Origin of the sequence: Helicobacter pylori (genome assembly GCA_008032955.1) — a bacterium.
In the GTDB taxonomy this organism is placed as follows: domain Bacteria; phylum Campylobacterota; class Campylobacteria; order Campylobacterales; family Helicobacteraceae; genus Helicobacter; species Helicobacter pylori_DC.
Genome location: CP032046.1, coordinates 679,618 through 700,864, shown reverse-complemented (window position 1 = coordinate 700,864; position 21,247 = coordinate 679,618). Strand labels below are relative to the sequence as shown.

The 21,247-nt window shown below is 38.4% G+C and carries 25 protein-coding genes and 3 pseudogenes; 11 read left to right on the top strand and 17 right to left on the bottom strand.

From position 1 onward, the window contains the following. Window positions 1-3: 3 nt before the first annotated feature. The 3 genes and pseudogenes from D2C72_03395 (at window position 4) to D2C72_03385 (ending at window position 2,822) form a co-directional block, all read left to right on the top strand. Window positions 4-1,449, top strand: a complete 1,446-nt coding sequence (locus D2C72_03395; GenBank protein ID QEF43424.1) for an IMP dehydrogenase — start codon at window positions 4-6, stop codon at window positions 1,447-1,449. 121 nt (window positions 1,450-1,570) lie between these two features. Then, window positions 1,571-2,250 (top strand): annotated as a pseudogene (locus tag D2C72_03390) (F0F1 ATP synthase subunit A). A gap of 323 nt (window positions 2,251-2,573) precedes the next feature. Further along, entirely contained in the window at window positions 2,574-2,822 is a 249-nt protein-coding gene (locus tag D2C72_03385) for an RNA-binding protein (GenBank protein ID QEF44181.1), read from the top strand. A gap of 221 nt (window positions 2,823-3,043) precedes the next feature. Here the strand turns inward: D2C72_03385 and D2C72_03380 are convergent, their stop codons facing one another. The 7 genes from D2C72_03380 to D2C72_03350 all read right to left on the bottom strand — a co-directional run bounded on the left by D2C72_03380 (window position 3,044) and on the right by D2C72_03350 (window position 9,456). Continuing rightward, window positions 3,044-3,865, bottom strand: coding sequence for a glycosyltransferase family 25 protein (locus tag D2C72_03380; protein QEF43423.1), 822 nt, complete (start codon window positions 3,863-3,865; stop codon window positions 3,044-3,046). Window positions 3,866-4,221: 356 nt separating this feature from the next. Next, window positions 4,222-5,157 carry a thioredoxin-disulfide reductase gene (trxB, locus tag D2C72_03375; protein QEF43422.1) on the bottom strand — a complete coding sequence of 312 codons (936 nt, stop codon included), beginning with the start codon at window positions 5,155-5,157 and terminating at the stop codon, window positions 4,222-4,224. Between the two features lie 5 nt (window positions 5,158-5,162). After that, window positions 5,163-5,483 carry a thiol reductase thioredoxin gene (locus D2C72_03370; protein QEF43421.1) on the bottom strand — a complete coding sequence of 107 codons (321 nt, stop codon included), beginning with the start codon at window positions 5,481-5,483 and terminating at the stop codon, window positions 5,163-5,165. 91 nt (window positions 5,484-5,574) lie between these two features. Next, window positions 5,575-5,919 (bottom strand): YraN family protein, encoded by a 345-nt coding sequence (locus D2C72_03365; GenBank protein QEF43420.1) that lies wholly within the window; start codon window positions 5,917-5,919, stop codon window positions 5,575-5,577. Next, entirely contained in the window at window positions 5,920-7,185 is a 1,266-nt protein-coding gene (locus D2C72_03360) for a homoserine dehydrogenase (protein ID QEF43419.1), read from the bottom strand. It abuts the gene before it with no gap. Between the two features lie 9 nt (window positions 7,186-7,194). Further along, window positions 7,195-8,979 carry an excinuclease ABC subunit UvrC gene (uvrC, locus tag D2C72_03355; protein QEF43418.1) on the bottom strand — a complete coding sequence of 595 codons (1,785 nt, stop codon included), beginning with the start codon at window positions 8,977-8,979 and terminating at the stop codon, window positions 7,195-7,197. After that, window positions 8,980-9,456 (bottom strand): hypothetical protein, encoded by a 477-nt coding sequence (locus tag D2C72_03350; GenBank protein ID QEF43417.1) that lies wholly within the window; start codon window positions 9,454-9,456, stop codon window positions 8,980-8,982. Between D2C72_03350 and D2C72_03345 the strand changes: the two genes are divergently transcribed. Continuing rightward, window positions 9,432-9,611, top strand: coding sequence for a hypothetical protein (locus D2C72_03345; protein QEF43416.1), 180 nt, complete (start codon window positions 9,432-9,434; stop codon window positions 9,609-9,611). The genes D2C72_03350 and D2C72_03345 overlap by 25 nt on opposite strands. A gap of 2 nt (window positions 9,612-9,613) precedes the next feature. Here D2C72_03345 and D2C72_03340 read toward each other — a convergent pair whose 3' ends face one another. Then, entirely contained in the window at window positions 9,614-10,264 is a 651-nt protein-coding gene (locus D2C72_03340; GenBank protein ID QEF43415.1) for an ATP-binding cassette domain-containing protein, read from the bottom strand. Between the two features lie 2 nt (window positions 10,265-10,266). Continuing rightward, window positions 10,267-11,928 (bottom strand): ABC transporter permease subunit, encoded by a 1,662-nt coding sequence (locus D2C72_03335; protein QEF43414.1) that lies wholly within the window; start codon window positions 11,926-11,928, stop codon window positions 10,267-10,269. Window positions 11,929-12,178: 250 nt separating this feature from the next. On the opposite strand from D2C72_03335, the gene D2C72_03330 reads away from it, so the two are divergent. Further along, on the top strand, window positions 12,179-12,997 hold the full coding sequence (locus D2C72_03330; protein ID QEF43413.1) for a site-specific DNA-methyltransferase: 819 nt from the start codon (window positions 12,179-12,181) through the stop codon (window positions 12,995-12,997). Next, complete coding sequence (locus tag D2C72_03325; GenBank protein QEF43412.1) at window positions 12,991-13,563, top strand: endonuclease; 573 nt, start codon at window positions 12,991-12,993, stop codon at window positions 13,561-13,563. The genes D2C72_03330 and D2C72_03325 overlap by 7 nt, the downstream gene beginning before the upstream one ends. Here the strand turns inward: D2C72_03325 and D2C72_03320 are convergent. From D2C72_03320 to D2C72_03290, 7 genes and pseudogenes are all read right to left on the bottom strand, one after another. Next, entirely contained in the window at window positions 13,532-13,813 is a 282-nt protein-coding gene (locus tag D2C72_03320; GenBank protein QEF43411.1) for an osmoprotection binding protein, read from the bottom strand. The two genes, D2C72_03325 and D2C72_03320, sit on opposite strands and share 32 nt — an antisense overlap. Before the next feature lie 241 nt (window positions 13,814-14,054). Beyond that, window positions 14,055-14,192: an osmoprotection protein gene (locus D2C72_03315; protein ID QEF43410.1), complete on the bottom strand. Its 138-nt coding sequence runs from the start codon at window positions 14,190-14,192 to the stop codon at window positions 14,055-14,057. A 68-nt stretch (window positions 14,193-14,260) separates the two neighbouring features. Beyond that, window positions 14,261-14,707, bottom strand: a complete 447-nt coding sequence (locus D2C72_03310) for a hypothetical protein (protein QEF43409.1) — start codon at window positions 14,705-14,707, stop codon at window positions 14,261-14,263. Then, window positions 14,704-15,477, bottom strand: a complete 774-nt coding sequence (gene motB / locus D2C72_03305) for a flagellar motor protein MotB (GenBank protein ID QEF43408.1) — start codon at window positions 15,475-15,477, stop codon at window positions 14,704-14,706. The genes D2C72_03310 and motB overlap by 4 nt, the downstream gene beginning before the upstream one ends. A 2-nt stretch (window positions 15,478-15,479) precedes the next feature. After that, window positions 15,480-16,253, bottom strand: a complete 774-nt coding sequence (locus D2C72_03300) for a motility protein A (protein QEF43407.1) — start codon at window positions 16,251-16,253, stop codon at window positions 15,480-15,482. 15 nt (window positions 16,254-16,268) lie between these two features. Continuing rightward, a pseudogene (locus tag D2C72_03295) lies at window positions 16,269-17,035 on the bottom strand (HesA/MoeB/ThiF family protein). After that, window positions 17,036-17,653, bottom strand: coding sequence for an MBL fold metallo-hydrolase (locus D2C72_03290; GenBank protein QEF43406.1), 618 nt, complete (start codon window positions 17,651-17,653; stop codon window positions 17,036-17,038). A 131-nt stretch (window positions 17,654-17,784) separates the two neighbouring features. On the opposite strand from D2C72_03290, the gene D2C72_03285 reads away from it, so the two are divergent. The 5 genes and pseudogenes from D2C72_03285 (at window position 17,785) to D2C72_03265 (ending at window position 21,062) form a co-directional block, all read left to right on the top strand. Then, window positions 17,785-18,786: a class I SAM-dependent methyltransferase gene (locus D2C72_03285; GenBank protein QEF43405.1), complete on the top strand. Its 1,002-nt coding sequence runs from the start codon at window positions 17,785-17,787 to the stop codon at window positions 18,784-18,786. Window positions 18,787-19,232: 446 nt separating this feature from the next. Next, a complete protein-coding gene (locus D2C72_03280; protein QEF43404.1) occupies window positions 19,233-19,559 on the top strand; it encodes a dihydroneopterin aldolase in 327 nt (108 codons plus the stop codon). Further along, a pseudogene (rsmD, locus tag D2C72_03275) lies at window positions 19,538-20,139 on the top strand (16S rRNA (guanine(966)-N(2))-methyltransferase RsmD). Before D2C72_03280 ends, rsmD begins: the two are co-directional and overlap by 22 nt. 8 nt (window positions 20,140-20,147) lie before the next feature. Next, on the top strand, window positions 20,148-20,699 hold the full coding sequence (gene fliL / locus D2C72_03270) for a flagellar basal body-associated protein FliL (protein ID QEF43403.1): 552 nt from the start codon (window positions 20,148-20,150) through the stop codon (window positions 20,697-20,699). A 6-nt stretch (window positions 20,700-20,705) separates the two neighbouring features. After that, complete coding sequence (locus tag D2C72_03265) at window positions 20,706-21,062, top strand: holo-ACP synthase (GenBank protein QEF43402.1); 357 nt, start codon at window positions 20,706-20,708, stop codon at window positions 21,060-21,062. Here D2C72_03265 and D2C72_03260 read toward each other — a convergent pair. Further along, a complete protein-coding gene (locus D2C72_03260) occupies window positions 20,975-21,157 on the bottom strand; it encodes a hypothetical protein (protein QEF43401.1) in 183 nt (60 codons plus the stop codon). The genes D2C72_03265 and D2C72_03260 overlap by 88 nt on opposite strands. Between the last annotated feature and the right edge of the window lie 90 nt (window positions 21,158-21,247).

Sequence of the window (21,247 nt, the reverse complement as noted above, 5' to 3'; positions counted from 1 at the left end):
AAAATGAGAATTTTACAAAGGGCTTTGACTTTTGAAGATGTGTTGATGGTGCCTAGAAAATCCAGCGTTTTACCTAAAGATGTGAGCTTAAAGTCTCGCCTGACCAAAAACATTAGTTTGAATATCCCCTTTATCAGCGCGGCTATGGATACGGTTACAGAGCATAAAACCGCTATCGCTATGGCGCGCCTTGGGGGTATTGGCATCGTGCATAAAAACATGGATATTCAGACGCAAGTTAAAGAAATCACTAAGGTTAAAAAAAGCGAGAGCGGGGTGATTAATGATCCTATTTTTATCCATGCGCACAGGACGCTAGCGGACGCTAAAGTCATAACGGATAATTACAAGATTTCAGGCGTGCCTGTGGTAGATGATAAGGGGTTGTTGATTGGGATTTTAACCAACAGAGACGTGCGCTTTGAAACCGATTTGAGTAAAAAAGTGGGCGATGTGATGACTAAAATGCCTTTAGTTACCGCTCATGTGGGCATTAGCTTGGATGAAGCGAGCGATTTGATGCACAAACATAAGATTGAAAAATTGCCCATTGTGGATAAAGATAATGTCTTAAAAGGCTTGATCACGATCAAGGACATTCAAAAACGCATTGAATACCCTGAGGCTAATAAAGATGATTTTGGGAGGTTGAGAGTGGGGGCGGCTATTGGAGTGGGGCAGTTGGATAGGGCTGAAATGCTGGTTAAGGCGGGGGTGGATGCGTTGGTGCTAGATAGCGCGCATGGGCATTCAGCCAATATCTTACACACCTTAGAAGAGATTAAAAAAAGCTTGGTAGTGGATGTGATTGTGGGGAATGTGGTGACTAAAGAGGCTACAAGCGATTTGATTAGCGCGGGAGCGGACGCTATTAAAGTGGGTATTGGGCCAGGAAGCATTTGCACCACTAGGATTGTGGCCGGGGTGGGAATGCCCCAAGTGAGCGCGATTGATAATTGCGTGGAAGTGGCGTCTAAATTTGATATTCCTGTGATTGCCGATGGAGGGATCCGCTATTCAGGCGATGTGGCTAAGGCTCTAGCTTTAGGGGCATCAAGCGTGATGATAGGCTCTTTACTCGCTGGCACAGAAGAATCTCCAGGGGATTTTATGATCTATCAAGGGAGGCAATATAAAAGCTATAGGGGCATGGGTAGCATTGGGGCTATGACTAAAGGGAGCTCTGATAGGTATTTTCAAGAGGGCGTGGCGAGTGAAAAGCTAGTCCCAGAAGGCATTGAAGGGCGTGTGCCTTATCGTGGTAGGGTTTCGGATATGATTTTCCAATTAGTAGGGGGCGTACGCTCTTCTATGGGGTATCAGGGGGCGAAGAATATTTTGGAATTGTATCAAAACGCTGAATTTGTAGAAATCACTAGCGCGGGGTTAAAAGAAAGCCATGTGCATGGCGTGGATATTACCAAAGAAGCCCCTAATTATTATGGGTGAATTTTAAAAGAAAACAAGACAAATCGTTAAAAAACTCGTTAAAAAGCTTGATTTAATGAGTTTTTAAAGCTTAATTGCTACAATTAAGGAAATTTTCAATAAGGCTTAGAGAAACTTTTTCATGGAACACAGAGTATTTACTATTGCTAATTTTTTTAGCTCCAATCATGATTTTATCACTGGGTTTTTTGTCGTTTTGACAGCGGTTTTGATGTTTTTCATTTCGCTTGGCGCGTCGCGCAAAATGCAGATGGTGCCTATGGGTTTGCAGAATGTGTATGAGAGCATCATTAGCGCGATTTTGAGCGTGGCTAAGGATATTATAGGCGAAGAATTGGCTCGCAAATACTTCCCCCTAGCAGGCACGATCGCTTTATATGTCTTTTTTCCAACATGATAGGCATCATTCCTGGCTTTGAATCCCCTACGGCTAGCTGGAGCTTTACGCTGGTTTTAGCACTGATTGTGTTTTTTTATTACCATTTTGAAGGCATTAGAGTGCAGGGCTTTTTTAAGTATTTCGCTCATTTTGCAGGCCCTGTGAAATGGCTCGCCCCTTTCATGTTCCCTATTGAGATCATCTCGCATTTTTCTAGGATCGTGTCTTTATCATTTCGTTTGTTTGGGAATATCAAGGGCGATGACATGTTCTTGCTCATCATGCTTTTATTAGTGCCTTGGGCGGTTCCTGTAGCGCCCTTTATGGTGTTGTTTTTTATGGGGATTTTACAAGCTTTTGTTTTTATGATCCTTACTTATGTGTATCTGGCAGGGGCTGTTTTAACCGATGAAGGGCATTAAATAAAGCGTCCTTGTTTGGCTTTGATATGGTGTTTTAAACTTTGCTTCATGGTAAAGTTTTTAAAAGATAGGGGGTAATTTTGAAACCATGCTCCCCATATCCTTATAATAGTGCTTTTTAAAATTACCGCTTGCGTGTAAGCTCTTTCGTATTTTATTATCAATACCCAATTTTAATAGCTTTTATAATTTTTTAAGCAATCATTAGATAAAATCCACCATACTTCTGTTTTGGATGTGTTTGGGTTTTAGAAGTGTTACTTTTTATAACTTTTTCATATTCTTATGGGTGTGTCGTCATTTTTTTACCGGAGAATTTTATCTTGAAAAACATTTATGTAGGGAATTTGGTTTATAGCGCTACCAGTGAGCAAGTTAAGGAGCTTTTCAGTCAATTTGGCAAAGTTTTTAATGTCAAGCTGATTTATGACAGAGAAACGAAGAAACCTAAAGGTTTTGGCTTTGTAGAAATGCAAGAAGAGGGCGTTAGCGAAGCGATTGCTAAATTGGATAATACGGATTTTATGGGCAGAACGATTAGGGTAACCGAAGCCAATCCTAAAAAGTCTTAATCTTAAAGCATTAGAAAATTAGAAAATAATTTTCTGATGCACTTCATTTTCTTAATGCGTCTTATTTAGATTGCTTATAGAAGCTAAAAGGGGTTAAAAACCCTTTTAAAATCCATTTAAAGATTGTAATCCATTCTTAAAAGCGATTAAAAACTGGTTTTGTTCTAATCAAACAAGGACAACTAAAATTTTAAAACGCTCTTTAGTATTTTTATTATTGACTATACAAACTGCCAATATTTCAAATATTTAAAATGGAGTTCTCTCATTAAGGCGATTTTAGGGCTATAGGGTTCTTCTTTTCGCGCTATCGTAGAGATCTGCTCATCATCAGCGATCACAAAAGGTTGTAACACCAGATTTTTCACGCCATGGATAAAAGTAGCGTCCATTATCGTATCCACAGGAACAACCCATTTTCGGCTGTGTTTCAAAAAAACTTTGGCAATCTTGGGCGTGATCACATAGCCTTGCGTCCCCACCCCATGACTATAAGCTTTAATGATTCCCACGTGCTCTTGTATCTCGTGGTTTTTATGGCTCAATGGCTCACTTTTCACACTGGCATCATACAACAAATGCATCAAGCGGATATAGCCTAACTCTTGGATGTGTTTTTCTAAAAAATCCAAGCCCTCTTTAAAATCCTCTTTCAAGGTTATATCGTCTTCTAAAATACAGATCGCTTCATTGAGCTCTATGCATTTTTGCCACAAGGAATAATGACTCGCATAGCACCCAAGCTCCCCCAAGCTCATAAACTTCGCATGGTATTTTAAAGCGTAATAAAACTTAGAAACCTCACTGATGAGATTGGTTGTAATCCCCATGTCTTTGATGTTTTGCGTGATGAAATAAGGGTGTAAATGCTTTTTCACTAAGGGGTGCAACCCGCCTTCAAAAGTTTTAGAATAAATCGCATCAAAAATTTGCGCTTGGTGGTGGGTGGCATTGATGCTATTGAGTAAAGTCGTGGTGTCTCTAAAAACCAAACCAAATTTATCGCACACTTTTTGATTTAAAGAAATGATAAAAACACGCAAAGCTTAGACTCCCATAATTTTTAATAGAGTATATCGTTTTTAGGCTCTGTTTTACAATAAAACTCTTAAGAGAATAGGGGGTATTAAAATAGTTCTCCCCCCTACAACCCCCAACTAAATCCCCACAACCCCCTAAGGAGCGCTTTTTTGATTAAACAAGTTCTTTTATTATATTGATTGTAAAAAATGTTTTGAGCGTTTTTAAATTTTGTGATCAATATTTAATTAAAACAAAGCAAGAGAACGAAATCGCATTGCAACTAAACAAAAAACTAAAATACCTTACAAGTTTTGAAAATCCAATGAATGTTTGAAGCGAGAACTCATAACCCTAAATCTAGGGCTATAAGCTTGATTTAATGGTGTTCTAAATAAGAAATCACGCTTAAGGCCGCCGTAGCGCCATCGCTTGCAGCACAAACCACTTGCTTAGGGGCAAAAATGCGAATATCTCCTGCCGCAAACAAGCCTTGAACATCCGTTTTCATGGAAAAATCCACGACAATAGAGCCGTATTCATCGCATTTACATAGCATAGAGCCGTCTTCTTGTTTTAACACAGCGTTATTCACATCATAACCCACAAAAATAAAAAACCCCGGCACAACTAATTCTCTTTTTTCGTTAGTGGCTGTGTTTTTAATGTTTAAAGAAGATACGCCAGAAGCATCGCCCTTGATTTCTTCCACCACATAAGGGGTTAAAAACTCAATCTTATCATTGTTTTTAGCATGCTCTAAAGTGATAGGTGCACACCTAAAACCATCTCTTCTGTGGATGAGATAGACTTTTTTGCAGATGTTGGCTAGATAAATCGCCTCTTCTACGGCGGTATCGCCTCCACCAAGCACCGCTACTTCCTTATTTTTGTAAAAGAAACCATCGCATGTCGCACAAGTGCTCACGCCTTTACCCCAATATTCTGACTCACCCTTGATGCCTGTGCGTTTAGGGCTACCACCGGTAGCGATAATCACGCTCTTAGCTTCAAAGGTCTTGCCATCTTCTGCCAAAATAACAAAATGAGAGCCTTTTTTAGAAACCCTTTGAATAGCGGTCATTTCATGCTTTAAGCCAAAGCGAAAGCATTGCTCTTGCCATGGTTGCATGAAATCCAACCCGCTCACCACTTCCTTAACGCCCGGATAGTTTTCAATCTCACTACTGCCAGTGATTTGCCCTCCAGGCATTCCTTTCTCAAATAAAACGGCGTCTTTAACACCGCCTCTAGTGGCATAAAGCCCCGCGCTCAAACCTGCAGGACCACCTCCAATAATCGCACAATCTATCATGGCTACTAGCCTAGAAGTTTGTTCAATTGCTCTTTTAAAGCAACTTTAGTTTGCACGCCCACCAACTGATGGACGACTTCGCCATCTTTTGTGAATAAAAGCGTAGGAATGCTTCTAATACCAAATTTCGCACTCAATTCTTCTTGCTCATCGGTATTGACTTTACAAATCTTAGCCTTACCTTCATATTCGCTAGCTAATTCATCAATCACAGGGGATAGCATCTTACAAGGACCACACCATGGCGCCCAAAAATCCACTAACGCAACCCCTTTTTTAATGGTGCTTTCAAAATTTTCTTCAGTTAATTCAATATAGTGACTCATTGGTTACTCCTAATTATTCTATGATTTTGATTAACGAGAACTATCTTATCCTAAGAATGTTAATGAAACCGCATTGATTTTTTATAAAAATCTAAAAAGTGATATTTTCTAAAAGCTCAAATTTACCATTTTTCACAATAAGAGCGTCAATGCAAAAATCGCTATTGGGATCTTTTTGAGACAAATAACAGCGGATCGTTTTAATCATCTTTCTTAATTTACTCGGCGTGATCGCATAAATGGGATCAAAATTTTCCCCACTTTTGACTTCAATGAAATGCAAAACCCCTTTTTTCAAAGCGATAATATCAATTTCGCCAAATTGTGAAAAAAAGTTCCTCTCTACCATTTCAAAACCCAGCGTTTTTAAAAATCCGCAAGCTTCTTCTTCAGCCTTTAAGCCCTTTTCTCTGTGTTTATTATTCAAAAAACGCATTCAATTTTCCAAACGGATCATTTTAGGGGTATCCAACACGCTTTGTAAATTTTCAAGCTCTTTAAGGGCGTTCAGCATAGACTTTTCGTTGGTGGTGTGCGTGGAAAATAAGATTTTAGCCTTGTTGGAATGCGGGATTTCTTTTTGTAAGACATTGTTGAGCGAAATATCATTTTTAGCTAAAATCGCGCTAATTTGAGAAAAAACCCCTTTTTCATCGCTCACTAACAAGCGTGCATAATAAGCGCATTGGATTTCTTCTTTGGGTTTTAGGGGGAGTTTTTGAGGGGTTTCAAAGCCTAGCATTAGAGAGCTTTTTTTCCTTGCGATTTCTATAATATCGCTAATGACCGCGCTTGCGGTAGGCTCTCCCCCAGCCCCAGCCCCATAATACAAAGTTTCGCCCACCTTATCCCCTATAACGCTGATAGCGTTCATCACCCCATCCACTTTAGAGAGCATGCATTCGTTTTTAATCATGCTTGGATGCACCCTTAATTCAATACAATCTGGGTGTTTTTTAGCGATGCCTAAAAGTTTAATGCTATAACCAAACTCTTTTGCAAATTCCATGTCATCTGGCTCTATTTTTTCAATGCCTTCAATCAAGATTTCTTCTAATTTCGCATCAATACCATACGCTAAAGACGCTAAAATCAATAATTTGTGCGCCGCATCAATGCCTTTAATGTCAAATTCAGGGTTCAATTCCGCATAGCCTAAATGCTGTGCGTCTTTCAAAGCGTCCTTAAAGCTCGCTTGATTTTTAAACATCTGGCTTAAAATGTAATTGCTCGTGCCGTTTAAAATCCCTTTAAAAGAAAGGATATGATTAGCACTCAAGCCGTCTTTTAAAGCCTTGATAATAGGGATACCCCCACACACGCTCGCTTCAAAGCCTATGGGGGTGTTTTTAGCGGTTTGTTCTAATTCATAGCGGTGATACGCTAACATGGCTTTATTGGCTGTAACGAAGGCTTTTTGCTTGGCTAAAGTTTTTTTAGCTAAAAGATAAGGCGCTTCCACCCCACCCATAAGCTCCACGACAATATCAATCTCTTTATCTTCTATCAAGCTTTCTAAATCATCACTGATTTCAAAAGCATAACCTTTGTGCTTTTTCACGTCTCGCACCACCGCTTTTTTAATCACAATTCCCACACCGGCTCTGTCTTTAATGATTTCTTGATTTTCTTGTAAGATTTTAGCGACTGCGCTCCCTACGCACCCTAAACCCACAAGTCCTATATTCAATCTTTTTTTCATGTTTTTCCTTTATTTTCGTTTTCTTAAAACGGCGTTTTTTTCCTGCTCGCTCGCTTTTTCTATCGCTTCAAAACTCCCAAAATAATCCAATAATTTTTTCACGCTGGCTTCTCCTATGCCCTTTTCTTTTAAAAGAGCGATTTGTTTCATGTTTTTAAGTTTAGTGGATCTGTGGAAGTTTATCGCATACCGGTGGCTTTCATCGCGCAATTTTTGCACCCACTGCAAGCGTTTGTCGCTAGGGAGCAATTTAAAAGTATTGCTGGGCGTATGGATAATGTCTTTAGCGCCCCCTTTAGAACGATAAGCCTTAGAATCCCTTTTTTCTTTAGAAATAGCGATCACTTCTACAAAACTCCCGCTGCTTTTTAAAATTTCTAAAGCGATGTTTAATTGCGCTCTCCCTCCATCTATCACCCACAAATTAGGCGGTGGCTCTTTAGCAAAGTCTAAGGCTCTTCTGGTGAGCAATTCGCTCATTTGATCGTATTCGTTAGAGCCTTTTAAATGGTAGCGCCGGTAAGAGTTTTTTTGGAATGCATTGTTTTCATACACGACCATTCCCCCCACGCATTGGCTGTTTGAATGGTGGCTTGTGTCAAAGATTTCCACCCTATAAGGCACGCACTCTAAATTGAAAAGCGATCGCGCTTCTTCTAAAATCAGATCTTCATTAGAGGTTTTTTCTTGGCTAAAAATCTCTTGAGCGTTTTTCATAGCGATTTCTATTAAAGCTAGCTTATCGCCTTTTTTAGGAATGCTAAGAGCGATTTTTTTAGAATATTGATGAGAGATAAACTCTTGCAATTCTTTAAGCGTTTCATTAGAGCAAGCGCTCAATAAGATCTGTTCAGGCATCAAAGGCAAATGCGATTGGTAATGATTGATAATGGCTTGTTTCATCGCTTCATCAGTGTCAAACCCGTTGAGAGAGTGGATTTTTTCAAACGCAGAAGAAATGATTTTACCCCCACGCATAAACATTTTCACTAACACCGCCTTATTGCTTGCGCCATAAAAAGCAAAAATATCCAAATCGTAGAGTTTGGCCAAATCCATGCAAGTGAAAGGGGCGATTTTTTGGATTTTTGCAATCCTGTCCCTGTAAATGAGGGCTTCTTCAAAACGCAAGTTACTAGAAAGGCGCTCCATTTTTAATTCAAGCTCTTTGATGAGCCTGTCTTTATTTTCAATCATTTCTAAACATTCTTTAGCGATTTTTAAATACTCTTCTTTAGTGATTTTATCCTCGCATGGGGCTTTACAACGCTCTATTTGATAAAACATGCATGCCTTTTTATCCTTAATGCAATTTTTCTTTTGAACTAACGGGAGCAATTCATACAAGCTGTCCAAAATATCCTTAGCCCCACTCGTAAAAGGGCCAAAATATTTAACGCCAGGCTGTTTTAAAATTTTTCGTGTGATTAAAGGGATAGGGAAATCAGTGGAAAAATCCATGTAAATATAAGGGTAAGTTTTATCATCTCTTAAAAGAATATTGTATTTGGGCTTGAGCTGCTTGATCAAAGAATTTTCCAAAATCAAAGCGTCTTGCTCGTTTTCCACTAAAATGGTTTCTAAAAAAGCGATTTGTTTGACCATCATTTGGACGCGTAAGCTTGCGCGAGGATTGGGCGTGATTTCATTATTACGAACAGAAAAATAGCTTTTGATGCGCTTTTTTAAATTTTTCGCCTTACCGATATAGAGTAATTGGCGGTTTTTATCAAAATATTGATACACGCCACTGCTATGAGAAAGGTTTTTCAAACTGGACAATAAATCAGCCATTCATTCCTCAAAAAAACTTCGTTGGTAGTGGATCAAAGCGCGCGCTTTTTCAAAACATTCATGCAAACGAGCGTCTTTAATGGGGTTATGGAACAACCCTAAAGCGCTAGGGCGAAAAAAACGGGCTTGTTTTTTAATGGGGGCATAAAAATTGGCTTTTTCCAGCACGTCTTTAGGCACATAACCTAAAATTTCTAACGCGCTAAATTCATCAAACCCATAAGCATGCCCTTGCGTGTTTAAAAAACGGCTGATTTCTTTAGCGAATCGTTGGTTAAATTCCTTAGAAGCCCAAAGATCTTTAAACGCAAAAAGCAATTTAGAATCTTTTATGAAGATAAAAAGCAAATTTTCTTGTAAACTTAAAGGCATAAAAACCTTAAGCTTTTTGAGTTTCAAAAGGGTTTCAAGCTTTTTATAAGACTTTTTTTGAATGAGTAAGGAGAAATATTTTGTTCCATAAACCGATCTTAACATGCTTTTTAATACTTGTAGCGATAACGATTCAAGCTTGCGGCTATAAAGCCCCCCCATTCAATGAAAAACCCGCTAAAAAAACTTCAAACAGCTCTAATTCTTCTATGCAAACGCCCACCAACAACACCACGCCAGAATTTTTAAACGAGCCTTAAAATCATTGCCCTTGTTTAAGGGCTTTGATTTCTAGGGTTTTTGTGGCTAACTTTTGCGCCTCTTCCTCATCATGCGTTACCATAATGAAAGTAGCGCAAGAATTTTGGTGTATCTCTTTGATGAGATCCTGTAAATTCTTACGATTGGAACTATCTAAAGCGCTAAAAGGCTCATCTAATAAAATGAGTTCTGGCCTGTGGATAATCCCCCTAATAATGCCCACTCTTTGGGCTTGCCCCCCGCTCAATTCATTGGGGAATTTATCCATAAGGCTCTCGTCTAACCCCATTTTTAACGCTAAGGCTTTGGCTTCTTTTTGAGCGGCTTGTTTGTTTATGCCTTGTAAATTAAGGCAAAAGGTCATGTTTTGCATGGCGTTTAAATGAGAAAATAAGGAATTGCCTTGAGCGATATAGCCTATTTTTTGGCGTAAAAAAGCGTTATTTGAAAGGGTCTCATTAAAGATTTTAACGCTCCCCAGACTGGGTTTTAAAAGCCCTAAAATCAAGCCTAAAAGCGTGCTTTTACCGCTCCCGCTCTCCCCTAAAACGCATAAAAAATCCCCTTTTTCAATGCTTAAATTAAAATCCTTAAAAACAGTGCGATTGTGGTAGTTAAAAGACACATTCTCTATTTTGACGATTTCTTTCATGCTTATAACCCTAATCTTTCTAAAAAATCTTTAGCTACGATTTTAGGGCTTTTTTTCAACACTTCCACCTGATAGTTTAAATCCTGCATCGTCTCATCGTTAATTTTTGAATCCAATTTTTCTAAGATTTCTAGTGCTTCAGGATACTTTTTTATAGTTTCTTTTCTTATAACAATACCGGCCTGATAATTAGGGAAAAACCCTTTATCATCCTTAAGCACCTTTAAATCCAGCTCTTTGATTTGAGCGTCTGTGGTGAAGACATCTAAAGCGTTGATCTTATGGGATTCAAAACTTTTATAACGCAAATTAATATCCATTTCATGCAAACTTCTAAAATGAAAGCGATAAGCTTTCACTAAGCCCTTAAAAGCGTCCTCTCTTTCAAAAAAGTCAAATTCCGCTCCAAAATCAAAATTGGGGCTATGAAAGGCTAAATCGCTGAAAGTTTCAATCGCGTATTTTTGAGCGTCTTCTTTAGAAATCGCTAAAGAATAGGTGTTATTAAAGCCCAAAAGCCCCACCCACAAAAGATTAAATTCCTTCTCATAACGCTTTTTAATCGTTTTAAAATCCACTTTTTGTGTCAAAGGGTTTTTGAGCGTGTTCACCCAAGCGGTGCCAGTATATTCCACATACAAATCAAAATCGCCCCTAATCAATGCCGGATGGATATTCATCGTCCCCCCACCAATGCCAAACGCCCGCTTGATAGGGATATGGTGTTTTTCTAACAAAAGGCTTAAAATCTCGCCCAAAATATACTGCTCACTGCTAGGTTTTGTCGCTACGACTAAGGGCTTTTCTTCTATGGCGTTTCTAGGAATGAGCCATAAAGCGCTCGCTAGCAATAAAAAAAGAAACACCGCTAAATTAAGATAAACTCTTCTTTTTTGTTTTTGGGTGGCGTTTTGAGAAAATAGGCGTTGCAAAGCGTTTTCATGCTGAAAGACGCTCACAAATTTATCCGCTAAAACACTAAAAAGAGCTATGATCAAACTGCCAGCCACTAAAAGCGTGGTGTTTTGCGTGTTTAGCCCTCTAAAAATCGCCTGCCCTAAGCCCCCAGCCCCAATGAGCGCTCCAATCCCAGCCATCGCCACTAACATCACCACCGCAATCCTTAAACCCACTAAAATTTGGGGGATAGCGAGCAAGAATCGCACCCTAAAAAACAACTCTTTGGGGTTACACCCTAGCCCAATAGCGGCCTTAATGACCTCTTCTCGCGCCTCTTTTAAAGCGTTATAAGTGCTATGGACAATGGGTAACAAGCCGTATAAGACCAACACCAAAAGCGCGTTTTTTAACCCCACCCCAATCACAGGAATGAATAACGCGAATAACGCCAGCGATGGGATGGTGTAGAGGAAATTCACCACAGGGAGCAAAAACGCCCTAGCCTTTGAGTTATAAAACACAAAAACCCCAATCAAAACCCCAAACACCAGCACGAGAAGACTAGAAAGCGCAACGATGATAAAATGCTGCACGAGCAAGTCTATAAAGTAAATGAAGCGATCATGAAATTCTTTTATCAAATATTTTACCACGCTTATTTTTAACGCCATAGCAACCAAATGCTGGATAACCACATCTATAGAATGGAGCAACCATTCATACAATTCTTTGATCAATTGTTTAAAAACGCCCATTTTTGGCATTATAACCAAACTTATTTGAATAAAGGGGTTTTAAAACGCTAAAGGCATTCTTTAATGTTGGTTGCAGGTTAAAACTGAAAGGTGCGTTTGCCTAAATTGGTGCTCACTTCTATCCATAGCGGCTGGTTTTCGCATAAAAAATCGCAAAAATTTTTGTGAAAAATTTGCAAAAATATAATCCTACCTATTTTTCCTACATTTTAAATATTTATATGTTAGAATGGTGTAATTTTGATAAAAGGCTCATAGTATGACCGCTAAAATCAAACCAAACATACAATCATTGCTAAATAATTTTTATGTAGATAATTGTGTGAATTTTATGCAACACAAATTACAAAATGAAAGCATTGATATGATTCTCACTTCGCCACCTTATGATAATTTGAGAAATTATCAAGGCTATACTTTTGCGTTTGAGAACATTGCTAATGAGATTTTTAGGGTTATCAAAAGAGGTGGTGTTGTTGTTTGGATTGTGGGTGATAAAATCAAAAACGGTAACAAAAGCCTTACTAGTTTTAGACAAGCATTGTATTTTCAGCAAATAGGATTTAATATGCACGATGTGATGATTTATGCAAAGAAAAATACGCCCTTTATGCGCTCAAATGCTTACACAAATGCGTATGAATATATGTTTGTCTTATCCAAAGGAAAGCCAAAAACTTTCAATCCATTAAAAGAACCCACTGCAAGAAATGGAATGGAAATGCTTGTCACTAATAAAGGTGCAGATGCAAAAAACAATAAGATCCTAAAAGAACTCAAAAAAGAAAAAACAAAAAACAACATTTGGCATTATGCAGTCGGACTAGGCGGTAGCACAAATGACAAAATCGCCTTTAATCACCCGGCTATATTTCCAGAGCAGTTAGCACTTGATCATATTTTATCTTGGAGCAATGAGAGAGATATAGTCTTTGATCCTATGTGTGGCTCGGGTACGACTTGCAAAATGGCGTTTTTGCACAATAGAAATTTCATAGGCGTAGATATAAGCAAAGAATACATACAAATAGCCCAAAAAAGATTACAACAATATCAACAAGGCTTATTCGTATGCTAAAAAATGATGATTTTGTAATCGCAAAAAATCAATTAGGTAATATTGTACCAAATTCTGTGGGTGTCATTAGAGCTATCAATGGAAAAACTGCAATAGTGCTATTTATCGGACTTAATGAGTTAAAAAGGGTTGATTTTAGTGAGCTAGAAGTGATAGATATTTATAGGACAGGTAAGGGCTATGATAAAAAGATATGTAATATTTGCCATATTTTAAAAAACATAGATGGCTTTGAAGTCAACCAAACAGATGCCAAAGGTAGAAAAACTACTCGTCCAAGTTGCAGAGAATGCCGAAAAAATATTGATGGTGTGAAATTATCTTCCACAGAGAAAAAGAAAATGGATGAAATTGCACCACCTAAAGGAAGTGTTTTTACCTGTCCTATTTGTGAAAAGCGAAGTATAGTTGGCGTTACAGCAAATCTAGTACGCGATCACAATCACGACACAGGTTGGGGCAGAGAGTGGATTTGCGATAGTTGTAACACAGGACTTGGCAGATTTAAAGATAATCCAAAATTTTTAGAGAAAGTCATAGAATATTTGAAAAAATATGAGAAGTAATAGCTTTCATACACCCAATCACAGGAATGAATAACGCGAATAACGCCAGCGATGGGATGGTGTAGAGGAAATTCACCACAGGGAGCAAGAACGCCCTGGCCTTTGAGTTATAAAACACAAAAACCCCAATCAAAACCCCAAACACCAGCACGAGAAGACTAGAAAGCACAACGATGATAAAATGCTGCACGAGCAAGTCTATAAAGTAAATGAAGCGATCATGAAATTCTTTTACCAAATATTTTACCATGCTTATTTTTAATACTCCTTAGCAGAAATCCCAAATATCTTTAGTGTTTGGGATGAATGCTACCAATTCATGGTATCATATCCCCATACATTCGTATCTAGCGTAGGAAGTGTGCAAAGTTACGCCTTTGGAGATATGATGTGTGAGACCTATAGGGAATGCGTTGGAGCTCAAACTCTGTAAAATCCCTACTATAGGGACACAGAGTGAGAACCAAACTCTCCCTATGGGCAACATCAGCCTAGGAAGCCCAATCGTCTTTAGCGGTTGGGCACTTCACCACCATTGCAACTAAATGCTGCGTAACCACATCTATAGAATGGAGCAACCATTCATACAATTCTTTGATCAATTGTTTAAAAACGCCCATGCTTGGCATTATAACCAAACTTATTTGAATAAAGGGGTTTTAAAATGCTAAAGGCATTCTTTAATGTTGGTTGTAGGTTAAAACTGAAAGGTGCGTTTGCCTAAATTGGTGCTCACTTCTATCCATAGCGGCTGGTTTTCGCATAAAATTTCATAGGCTACGCTTTGATTCCTCACTAAAGAAACGCTTTTAGGCGTGGGGTAGAGCGAGCAAGAACGCCCCTGATTGATGTCAATCTTTAAAATAACCACGCTCTCCACTACAGCGCTCACTTTCAAATAATACGACTCCCTAGCCCCTTGCCATTCTAAATAGGGCGTTTCTTGGGGGACAATCTCTAAAGCCACTAAAGGGCTTTGAGCCAGTTTTAAGCGTGTTTTTTGCTCCTGCTCTTTTAATTCTTGTTCTCTGTTGATCCCCTTATCAATCAAATCAAAGAGGTTTGAAGAAGCGTCCTTTTCTCTAGCAATAAGGCTCGCTAACAACAAAAAGATTAAAAGATAATTTTTATTCATGCGATTCATTCTTGCTGTTTGTGGGGATTGAATTCTTCATCTAAAATAGAATGGATCTTACTCAAATCGTTCGCATCGGTTGAAAAAAAGATTTCCACACGATTGTTTTTCATTCTGTTCTCTAGGGAGTCGTTAGGCACGATAGGGTTGGTAGAGCCATAAGAAGAAAAAGACAATTGGTTAGGATCCACGCCGTAGTGTATAAGGACTTTCATCACCCTATAAGCGCGATTGGCGGCTAATTCATAATGGCTTTTAAAACGGGTTTTATTTAAAGGCGTATTATCTGTAAAACCTCTCACATTAATATGCACCCTTTTAGGGAGTTTTTGAATGATTTTAGCGATCCGTTCAATATAGAGCATCATGTCTTGATTGACAGCATCTGATGTGGCGTTTTCAAACAGCAAACTAGAGGGGAGCTTTAAGATAGAGCCTTGATCAATTTGCTCTAAAACACTGCCTTCGCCTTTGCGAGCGATAGTGGCTTTTGTTTCGGTATTTTGCGAAGCCGGTTTGGAGCTTTCGCTCGCCATTTGCTCTTCTTCTTTCCCTGAATCAGGGGGGATCACTACAACCGGCTGCATCGCCTCTGGCTTAGGGGCGTAATTAAAAATCTTAATAAATTCGGTTTTTAAGGCTTCCACTTTGGATTTATTGACCGCTGAAATGGCATAAAGAGCGATAAAAAGCGCGAGCAATAACGACAAAAAGTCCGCATAAGGAACCGCCCATTTTTCACCGGCGGGGCATTCGGTGGGTTTGTTTTTCTTAGCCATCTTTAGCCCTCAAATTGAGATTTTTTAGGCTCACCGGGAGCGATGTAGTTTAAGAGTTTGTTTTCTAAATCCCTTGGGTTTTCCCCATTAGCGATGCCTAAAATCCCCTCTAAAAGAACGGTTTTTTCTTTGATAATGTCTTTAGACTTAGCCTTGAGCTTATGCCCAAAAGGGCCAAAAATCGCATAAGAACACATAATCCCTGTAACAGTAGCCGTAAATGCCCCAGCGATCCCTGCTGCCATTTCAGCCGGGTTATCTAGTTTTTGCAAGGCTAACATAAGCCCCATAACCGCCCCCACTAACCCCATAGTAGGAGCGGTCTCACCGGCCGTCTCCCAATAATGAGCGGCGCCGTGGTAATACTCTTCCATTTCTTCAATGCTGATTTCTAAGCTTTCCTTAACGGATTTTAAATCCTTGCCATCTATGATCATAGACAAGCCGTTACGGGTGAAATCGTCTTCAATTTGCGCCACTCGCCCCTCTAAACTCAACACCCCATCTTTTCTAGCCAGAGTGGCTAATTCCACTAAATTTTTAATGGTTTCGTTTAAATTGATTTTAGGGTTTAAAAAAACAATTTTTATTTCTTTGTAAGCGGCTTTCACGTAACGAGCATGCGTGCCTGTCATGGCGGCAAAAAGCGAAGTAGGCACGATGATAATGACTGAACTCAAATGGATAATGTGCAACGGGTTACCATCTTCTAAAATATCGCCTAACGAAATAGAAGCGACCGCCAATACCAAGCCTAGTATGGTTGATAAATCCAAAACTTACCCCTTAATCTAAATTTCATAATCCTGTAAATGCGTGATTTTATGCGTGCCACAAACCCTACATTCAGGGTTTTTGGGTGCTTGAATTTTTTTAAAATCCATCGTTTTAATATCGGCTATAAGTAAAGTATTTATAAGTAAAGTTTCAAACCCTAAAAATATTTAAGGCATTCGCTCGCTTGGATGCACCCTAAAACTCCGGGTAAGACCCCAAAAAGCCCTGAAATAGGATTTAATCCCTTTTTAGGGGGCTTATCAAAAACACACGCTAAGCATGCGCTATGGGGTAAAACGCTCATGCTTTGCCCCCTGTATTTTAAAACCCCAGCATGCGAATAGGGTTTTTGGGCTAACACGCAAGCGTCATTAATCAAAAATTTAGCGTTGAAATTGTCTGTAGCGTCTATGATAAAATCGTAAGGTTCTATGAGAGAAAGAGCATTATGAGCCTTAAAGCGTTCTTCAAAAGCCTCTATTTCAATACCCGCATTGAGTCGTTTTAAGCGCGCTTTCGCGCTAGAGGCTTTAGGTTGGTTTAAAAAATCCTGTGAATGGATGATTTGGCGTTGCAAATTACTCATATCTACCACATCAAAATCCACAATGCCTATTTTTCCTACCCCAGCAGCACACAGATACATCAAAACCGCTGATCCAAGCCCCCCGGCTCCAATGACTAAAACGCTAGATTTTAAAAGCTTCAATTGGCCTTCTTCGCCCACATCTTCTAGCATGATATGGCGCAAATAACGCTCTTTGTCTAGCCGGCTTAACAATTAAGCCATCCTTGAAACCCAAATTTTAGAATGCTCTCTTTCGGCAAAAAAACTTGTTTTATCCCCATGCCCTGGATAAATCTCTACGTCTTTAGGAAAATCTAAATTTTGAAACCTTAATAGGGACTCTTTCATGTCTTTTTCATTAGAATAAGGGAAATCATAACGGCCAATGCTGCGATAAAAAATAAAATCCCCGCTAAAAATCACCCCTTCTATTTCTATGATGGAACAACCGGGCGTGTGTCCGGGAAAATGCCAGTATTTAATGGTGGTGTTTGCTATCTCTAAAGTGGTGCAACCCTTATTGCAAGGCACGCTAAAATTGGGGCTAAAAACCGGCATGCCTAAATGGAAAATATCATTTTCTAGCATAAAAACATCGTCTTTTGGGGCGTAAATGGGGGTGTCTTTAAGGGTTTTTGACAATTGAGCGCTATCCCATACATGATCATAATGCCCATGCGTGATTAAAATCGCCTTAGGGTTTTTGGCGTTTTCTAACACCCATTCGCTGCTAGAAAATCCGGGATCGATGATAAAATCTATCCCACTAGAAAGCTTCACAATATAAGCGTTTTCTTCCACCGCCCCGCACTCTCGCCTTAAAATTTCCAAACTCTAAACTCCCTTCAAACTAGCCTAAAAAGTCATTATAATTATAATATCATAGCGCAAAAATAAGGCGATTTTGACTAGAATAGCGGTCTCTTATTGTTGGTTGAGATGAGTTTAATAAAAGGGAAATCGTGCGTTCGTTTGGGAATTACATGCAAGAGTGGCTTTATGGAGAGAAGGGGTATTACAGAAAAGCACTAATCGGTCCAAAAGGGGATTTTTACACCTCGGTGTCTTTGAGTAAGTTTTTTGGGGGTGCTATTGCGTTTTATATCATTAGGCTTTTAGAAGAAGAAAAATTATTTTTGCCTTTAAAAATTGTAGAAATTGGCTCTCATCATGGGCATTTTTTGAGCGATATAGCCAGTTTTTTAAACGCTTTGAGCGTGGGCGTAATGGAAAAATGCGAGTTTGTCAGCTGTGAGCCTTTAAAGGAATTGCAAAAACTCCAACGAATTATTTTTAAACAAGCCACACAATTGGATTTGAGTAGTTGCAGTTTAGAAGAGCTTGATTTTAAAGAAAAAAGCGCGTTTGTTATCTCTAATGAATTGTTTGACGCATTCGCTTGCGAGATCATTAAAGACAATCAAATGCTTTTTATCACTCATGATCATCAGGGCGTTTGGGGCGGTATTGATGAACCCACTAAAGAACTTCTTAAAAATTTGAATTTAAAACAAGGGTGTGCGCCGTTATTTTTAGAGGCTTTCATTAAAAATTTGTTAGAAAAATTGAACGAGGCTTCTTCTTGGGTGTTTTTGAGCTTTGATTATGGCGATGAAACAGAGAGAAAGGACTTGCATTTAAGGGCTTTTAAAAACCACCAAGCGCTGGATTTTAAGGATATTTTAAACCATCTGGCTTCTTTGTATCAGCAAAGCGATTTGACTTATGATGTCAATTTTTCTCTGGTGCGCAATTTGCTTGAAAAACACCACGCGCAATTTTCATTCTTTAAATCGCAGGCTAACGCTTTGCTGGATATGGGGCTTATGGGATTGTTAGAAACATTTTCAAAGAGCGTGAGTTATGAAAGGTATTTAAAAGAAGCGGCTAAAATCAAGCCCCTAATTAGCCCTGGGGGCTTGGGGGAGCGTTTCAAAGCGTTAGAGTTTGTAAAAAAAAAATAAAATGTAAAGCATTTTTACAATCTAAATAATAAAGAGTTTGCGTATTTTCGTATTTTTAAAGGGGGGGATTGGTGTCTTGGATTTTAGAATATTAAAGCATTTACTATTAAAGCTTTCAAGATTAATTTGTGTGAAAAGTTGAGAGAGGCTAACTTGCTTTCTCAATTAAGGTAAGAAGGTAAGAGCGTCAGGACATTTTAATGAAAAAGTTTATTATAAGTTATAGTAAAGAAGGAAGGAATAAATATAATATGCCTTTTGCTCTTACCTTCGCCGAGCATTGTACAAAAAAAAAAAAAACGATGTTATTAAACTTTATTTTTAACATTCTTTTTTTTACAAAATGAAACACTTTTTGAATTTATTTATTTAGTATTGGTGCTTAAAAGAAAGAATTGCTATAATTTGAAAAAATTTAAGCCTATTGATGGGATAAAGGGGGTTTTTTGAAAATTTTTCTTTCTTGCAAGTCTTTGTTGATTCAAAGGAGTTTGGAATTTTATTTGAGCGATTGTCTTTCTCCTGTGGAAGTTTGCGATCTTGTTTTAAGCGATAATGAAAAGCTAGAAACCAATAAGCCCCTATGCTTTATAGAAGAGCGCTTAAGAAAGCCTTTCACTAAACAGAGCGTGAAAGAAGATGTAAAAAATTTTTATCGCACTTTAAAGACGAGCGAAAAACCTTGCGAAGAAATCCAATTTTCTAAAGAGCAAAAGATCCAGCAATTGCTAGAAGAATACACCCACAAATTATGCCAAATCATCAGCCAGTAAAAAAATTTAAGATTATTGGGGGGGCTTGTAAGGGATTAGGCTTGAATTTGCCTAATGTTTCTAGCACGCGCCCCACCAAAGCGATCGTAAGAGAGTCGTTTTTTAACACCTTGCAAGCAGAAATTATAGGAGCGCATTTTATAGAAGTGTTTTCAGGCAGCGCTTCTATGGGTTTAGAGGCGTTGAGTAGGGGGGCTAAAAGCGCGGTGTTTTTTGAGCAAAATAAAAGCGCTTATGCCACGCTTTTAGAAATATTGCCCTCTTTAAAAACCGCTTAAAAAAGGAAATGGAAATTCAAACCTTTTTAGATGACGCTTTCAAGCTTTTGCCCACGCTGTGTTTAAAAAATGGCGTTTTGAATATCCTTTATTTTGATCCTCCTTTTGAAACAAGCGGGTTTTTAGGGATTTATGAAAAGTGTTTTCAAGCTTTAGAAATGTTATTGAAACGCTTTAATCCAAAAAATCTTTTAGCGGTTTTTGAGCATGAAAGCGTGCATGAAATGCCTAAAAGTCTTGTAACTTTAGCTATAATCAAACAGAAAAAATTTGGAAAAACCACTTTAACTTATTTTCAATAGGAATAGGCATGGCAGAAGAACAAGAAAATACCGCGCAACAACCTCCCAAAAAAAGCAAAGCCCTTTTATTTGTCATTATTGGAAGCGTGTTAGTGATGCTTTTATTGGTAGGGGTGATTATCATGCTGCTTATGGGGAATAAGGAAGAATCTAAAGAAAACGCTTCTAAAAACACCCAAGAAGTTCAAGCTAATCCTATGGCGAACAAAAATCAAGAGGCCAAAGAAGGCTCTAATATCCAGCAATACTTGGTGCTTGGGCCTTTGTATGCGATTGATGCGCCTTTTGCGGTGAATTTGGTCTCTCAAAATGGCAGACGCTACCTTAAGGCTTCTATCTCGTTAGAATTGAGTAATGAAAAGCTTTTAAATGAAGTCAAGGTTAAGGACACAGCGATTAAAGACACGATTATAGAAATTCTATCGTCTAAAAGCGTGGAAGAAGTGGTTACTAACAAGGGCAAAAACAAGCTTAAAGATGAAATTAAGAGCCATTTGAATTCGTTTTTGATTGATGGCTTTATTAAAAATGTCTTTTTCACTGATTTTATCATCCAATAATTTTAAATGATTGGCATAGATATTGTTTCTATTGCTAGGATAGAAAAGTGCGTAAAACGCTTTGAAATGAAGTTTTTAGAGCGTTTTTTATCGCCAAGTGAGATTGTTTTATGCAAGGATAAATCCAGCAGTATCGCCGGGTTTTTCGCACTTAAAGAGGCTTGCTCTAAAGCCCTTCAAGTAGGCATTGGTAAGGAATTGAGCTTTTTGGATATAAAAATTTCTAAAAACCCTAAAAACGCTCCCTTAATCACTCTTTCTAAAGAAAAAATGGATTATTTTAATATCCAAAGCTTGAGTGCAAGCATCAGCCATGATGCTGGTTTTGCGATAGCGGTCGTGATGGTTTCTTCGTCAAATTGATAAATAACGCATTCAAAACTCCCGTAACATTCTGTTTTTAAAAAACGCTTAGCAGCTGTTTGCAAAAAATAAAAAACACTAAAAACCTTTTTCAAATCGTTTTGATAACGAATTGTAAATAAATAAGATTAATTTTCAATTCTTAAGCTAATTATAATAATTATTATTATAGTATGCATCGGTTT

Bases quoted from the DNA above. Each gene is read 5' to 3' on its own strand.
- D2C72_03325 (QEF43412.1), top strand. From the start codon at position 12,991: ATGCTAAAAAATGATGATTTTGTAATCGCAAAAAATCAATTAGGTAAT.
- trxB (QEF43422.1), bottom strand. From the start codon at position 5,157: ATGATAGATTGTGCGATTATTGGAGGTGGTCCTGCAGGTTTGAGCGCG.
- D2C72_03335 (QEF43414.1), bottom strand. From the start codon at position 11,928: ATGCCAAAAATGGGCGTTTTTAAACAATTGATCAAAGAATTGTATGAA.
- D2C72_03265 (QEF43402.1), top strand. From the start codon at position 20,706: ATGATTGGCATAGATATTGTTTCTATTGCTAGGATAGAAAAGTGCGTA.
- uvrC (QEF43418.1), bottom strand. From the start codon at position 8,979: ATGGCTGATTTATTGTCCAGTTTGAAAAACCTTTCTCATAGCAGTGGC.
- D2C72_03360 (QEF43419.1), bottom strand. From the start codon at position 7,185: ATGAAAAAAAGATTGAATATAGGACTTGTGGGTTTAGGGTGCGTAGGG.
- D2C72_03395 (QEF43424.1), top strand. From the start codon at position 4: ATGAGAATTTTACAAAGGGCTTTGACTTTTGAAGATGTGTTGATGGTG.
- D2C72_03320 (QEF43411.1), bottom strand. From the start codon at position 13,813: ATGGTAAAATATTTGGTAAAAGAATTTCATGATCGCTTCATTTACTTT.
- D2C72_03350 (QEF43417.1), bottom strand. From the start codon at position 9,456: ATGTTAAGATCGGTTTATGGAACAAAATATTTCTCCTTACTCATTCAA.
- D2C72_03340 (QEF43415.1), bottom strand. From the start codon at position 10,264: ATGAAAGAAATCGTCAAAATAGAGAATGTGTCTTTTAACTACCACAAT.
- D2C72_03330 (QEF43413.1), top strand. From the start codon at position 12,179: ATGACCGCTAAAATCAAACCAAACATACAATCATTGCTAAATAATTTT.
- D2C72_03315 (QEF43410.1), bottom strand. From the start codon at position 14,192: ATGCCAAGCATGGGCGTTTTTAAACAATTGATCAAAGAATTGTATGAA.
- D2C72_03365 (QEF43420.1), bottom strand. From the start codon at position 5,919: ATGCGTTTTTTGAATAATAAACACAGAGAAAAGGGCTTAAAGGCTGAA.
- fliL (QEF43403.1), top strand. From the start codon at position 20,148: ATGGCAGAAGAACAAGAAAATACCGCGCAACAACCTCCCAAAAAAAGC.
- D2C72_03310 (QEF43409.1), bottom strand. From the start codon at position 14,707: ATGAATCGCATGAATAAAAATTATCTTTTAATCTTTTTGTTGTTAGCG.
- D2C72_03370 (QEF43421.1), bottom strand. From the start codon at position 5,483: ATGAGTCACTATATTGAATTAACTGAAGAAAATTTTGAAAGCACCATT.
- motB (QEF43408.1), bottom strand. From the start codon at position 15,477: ATGGCTAAGAAAAACAAACCCACCGAATGCCCCGCCGGTGAAAAATGG.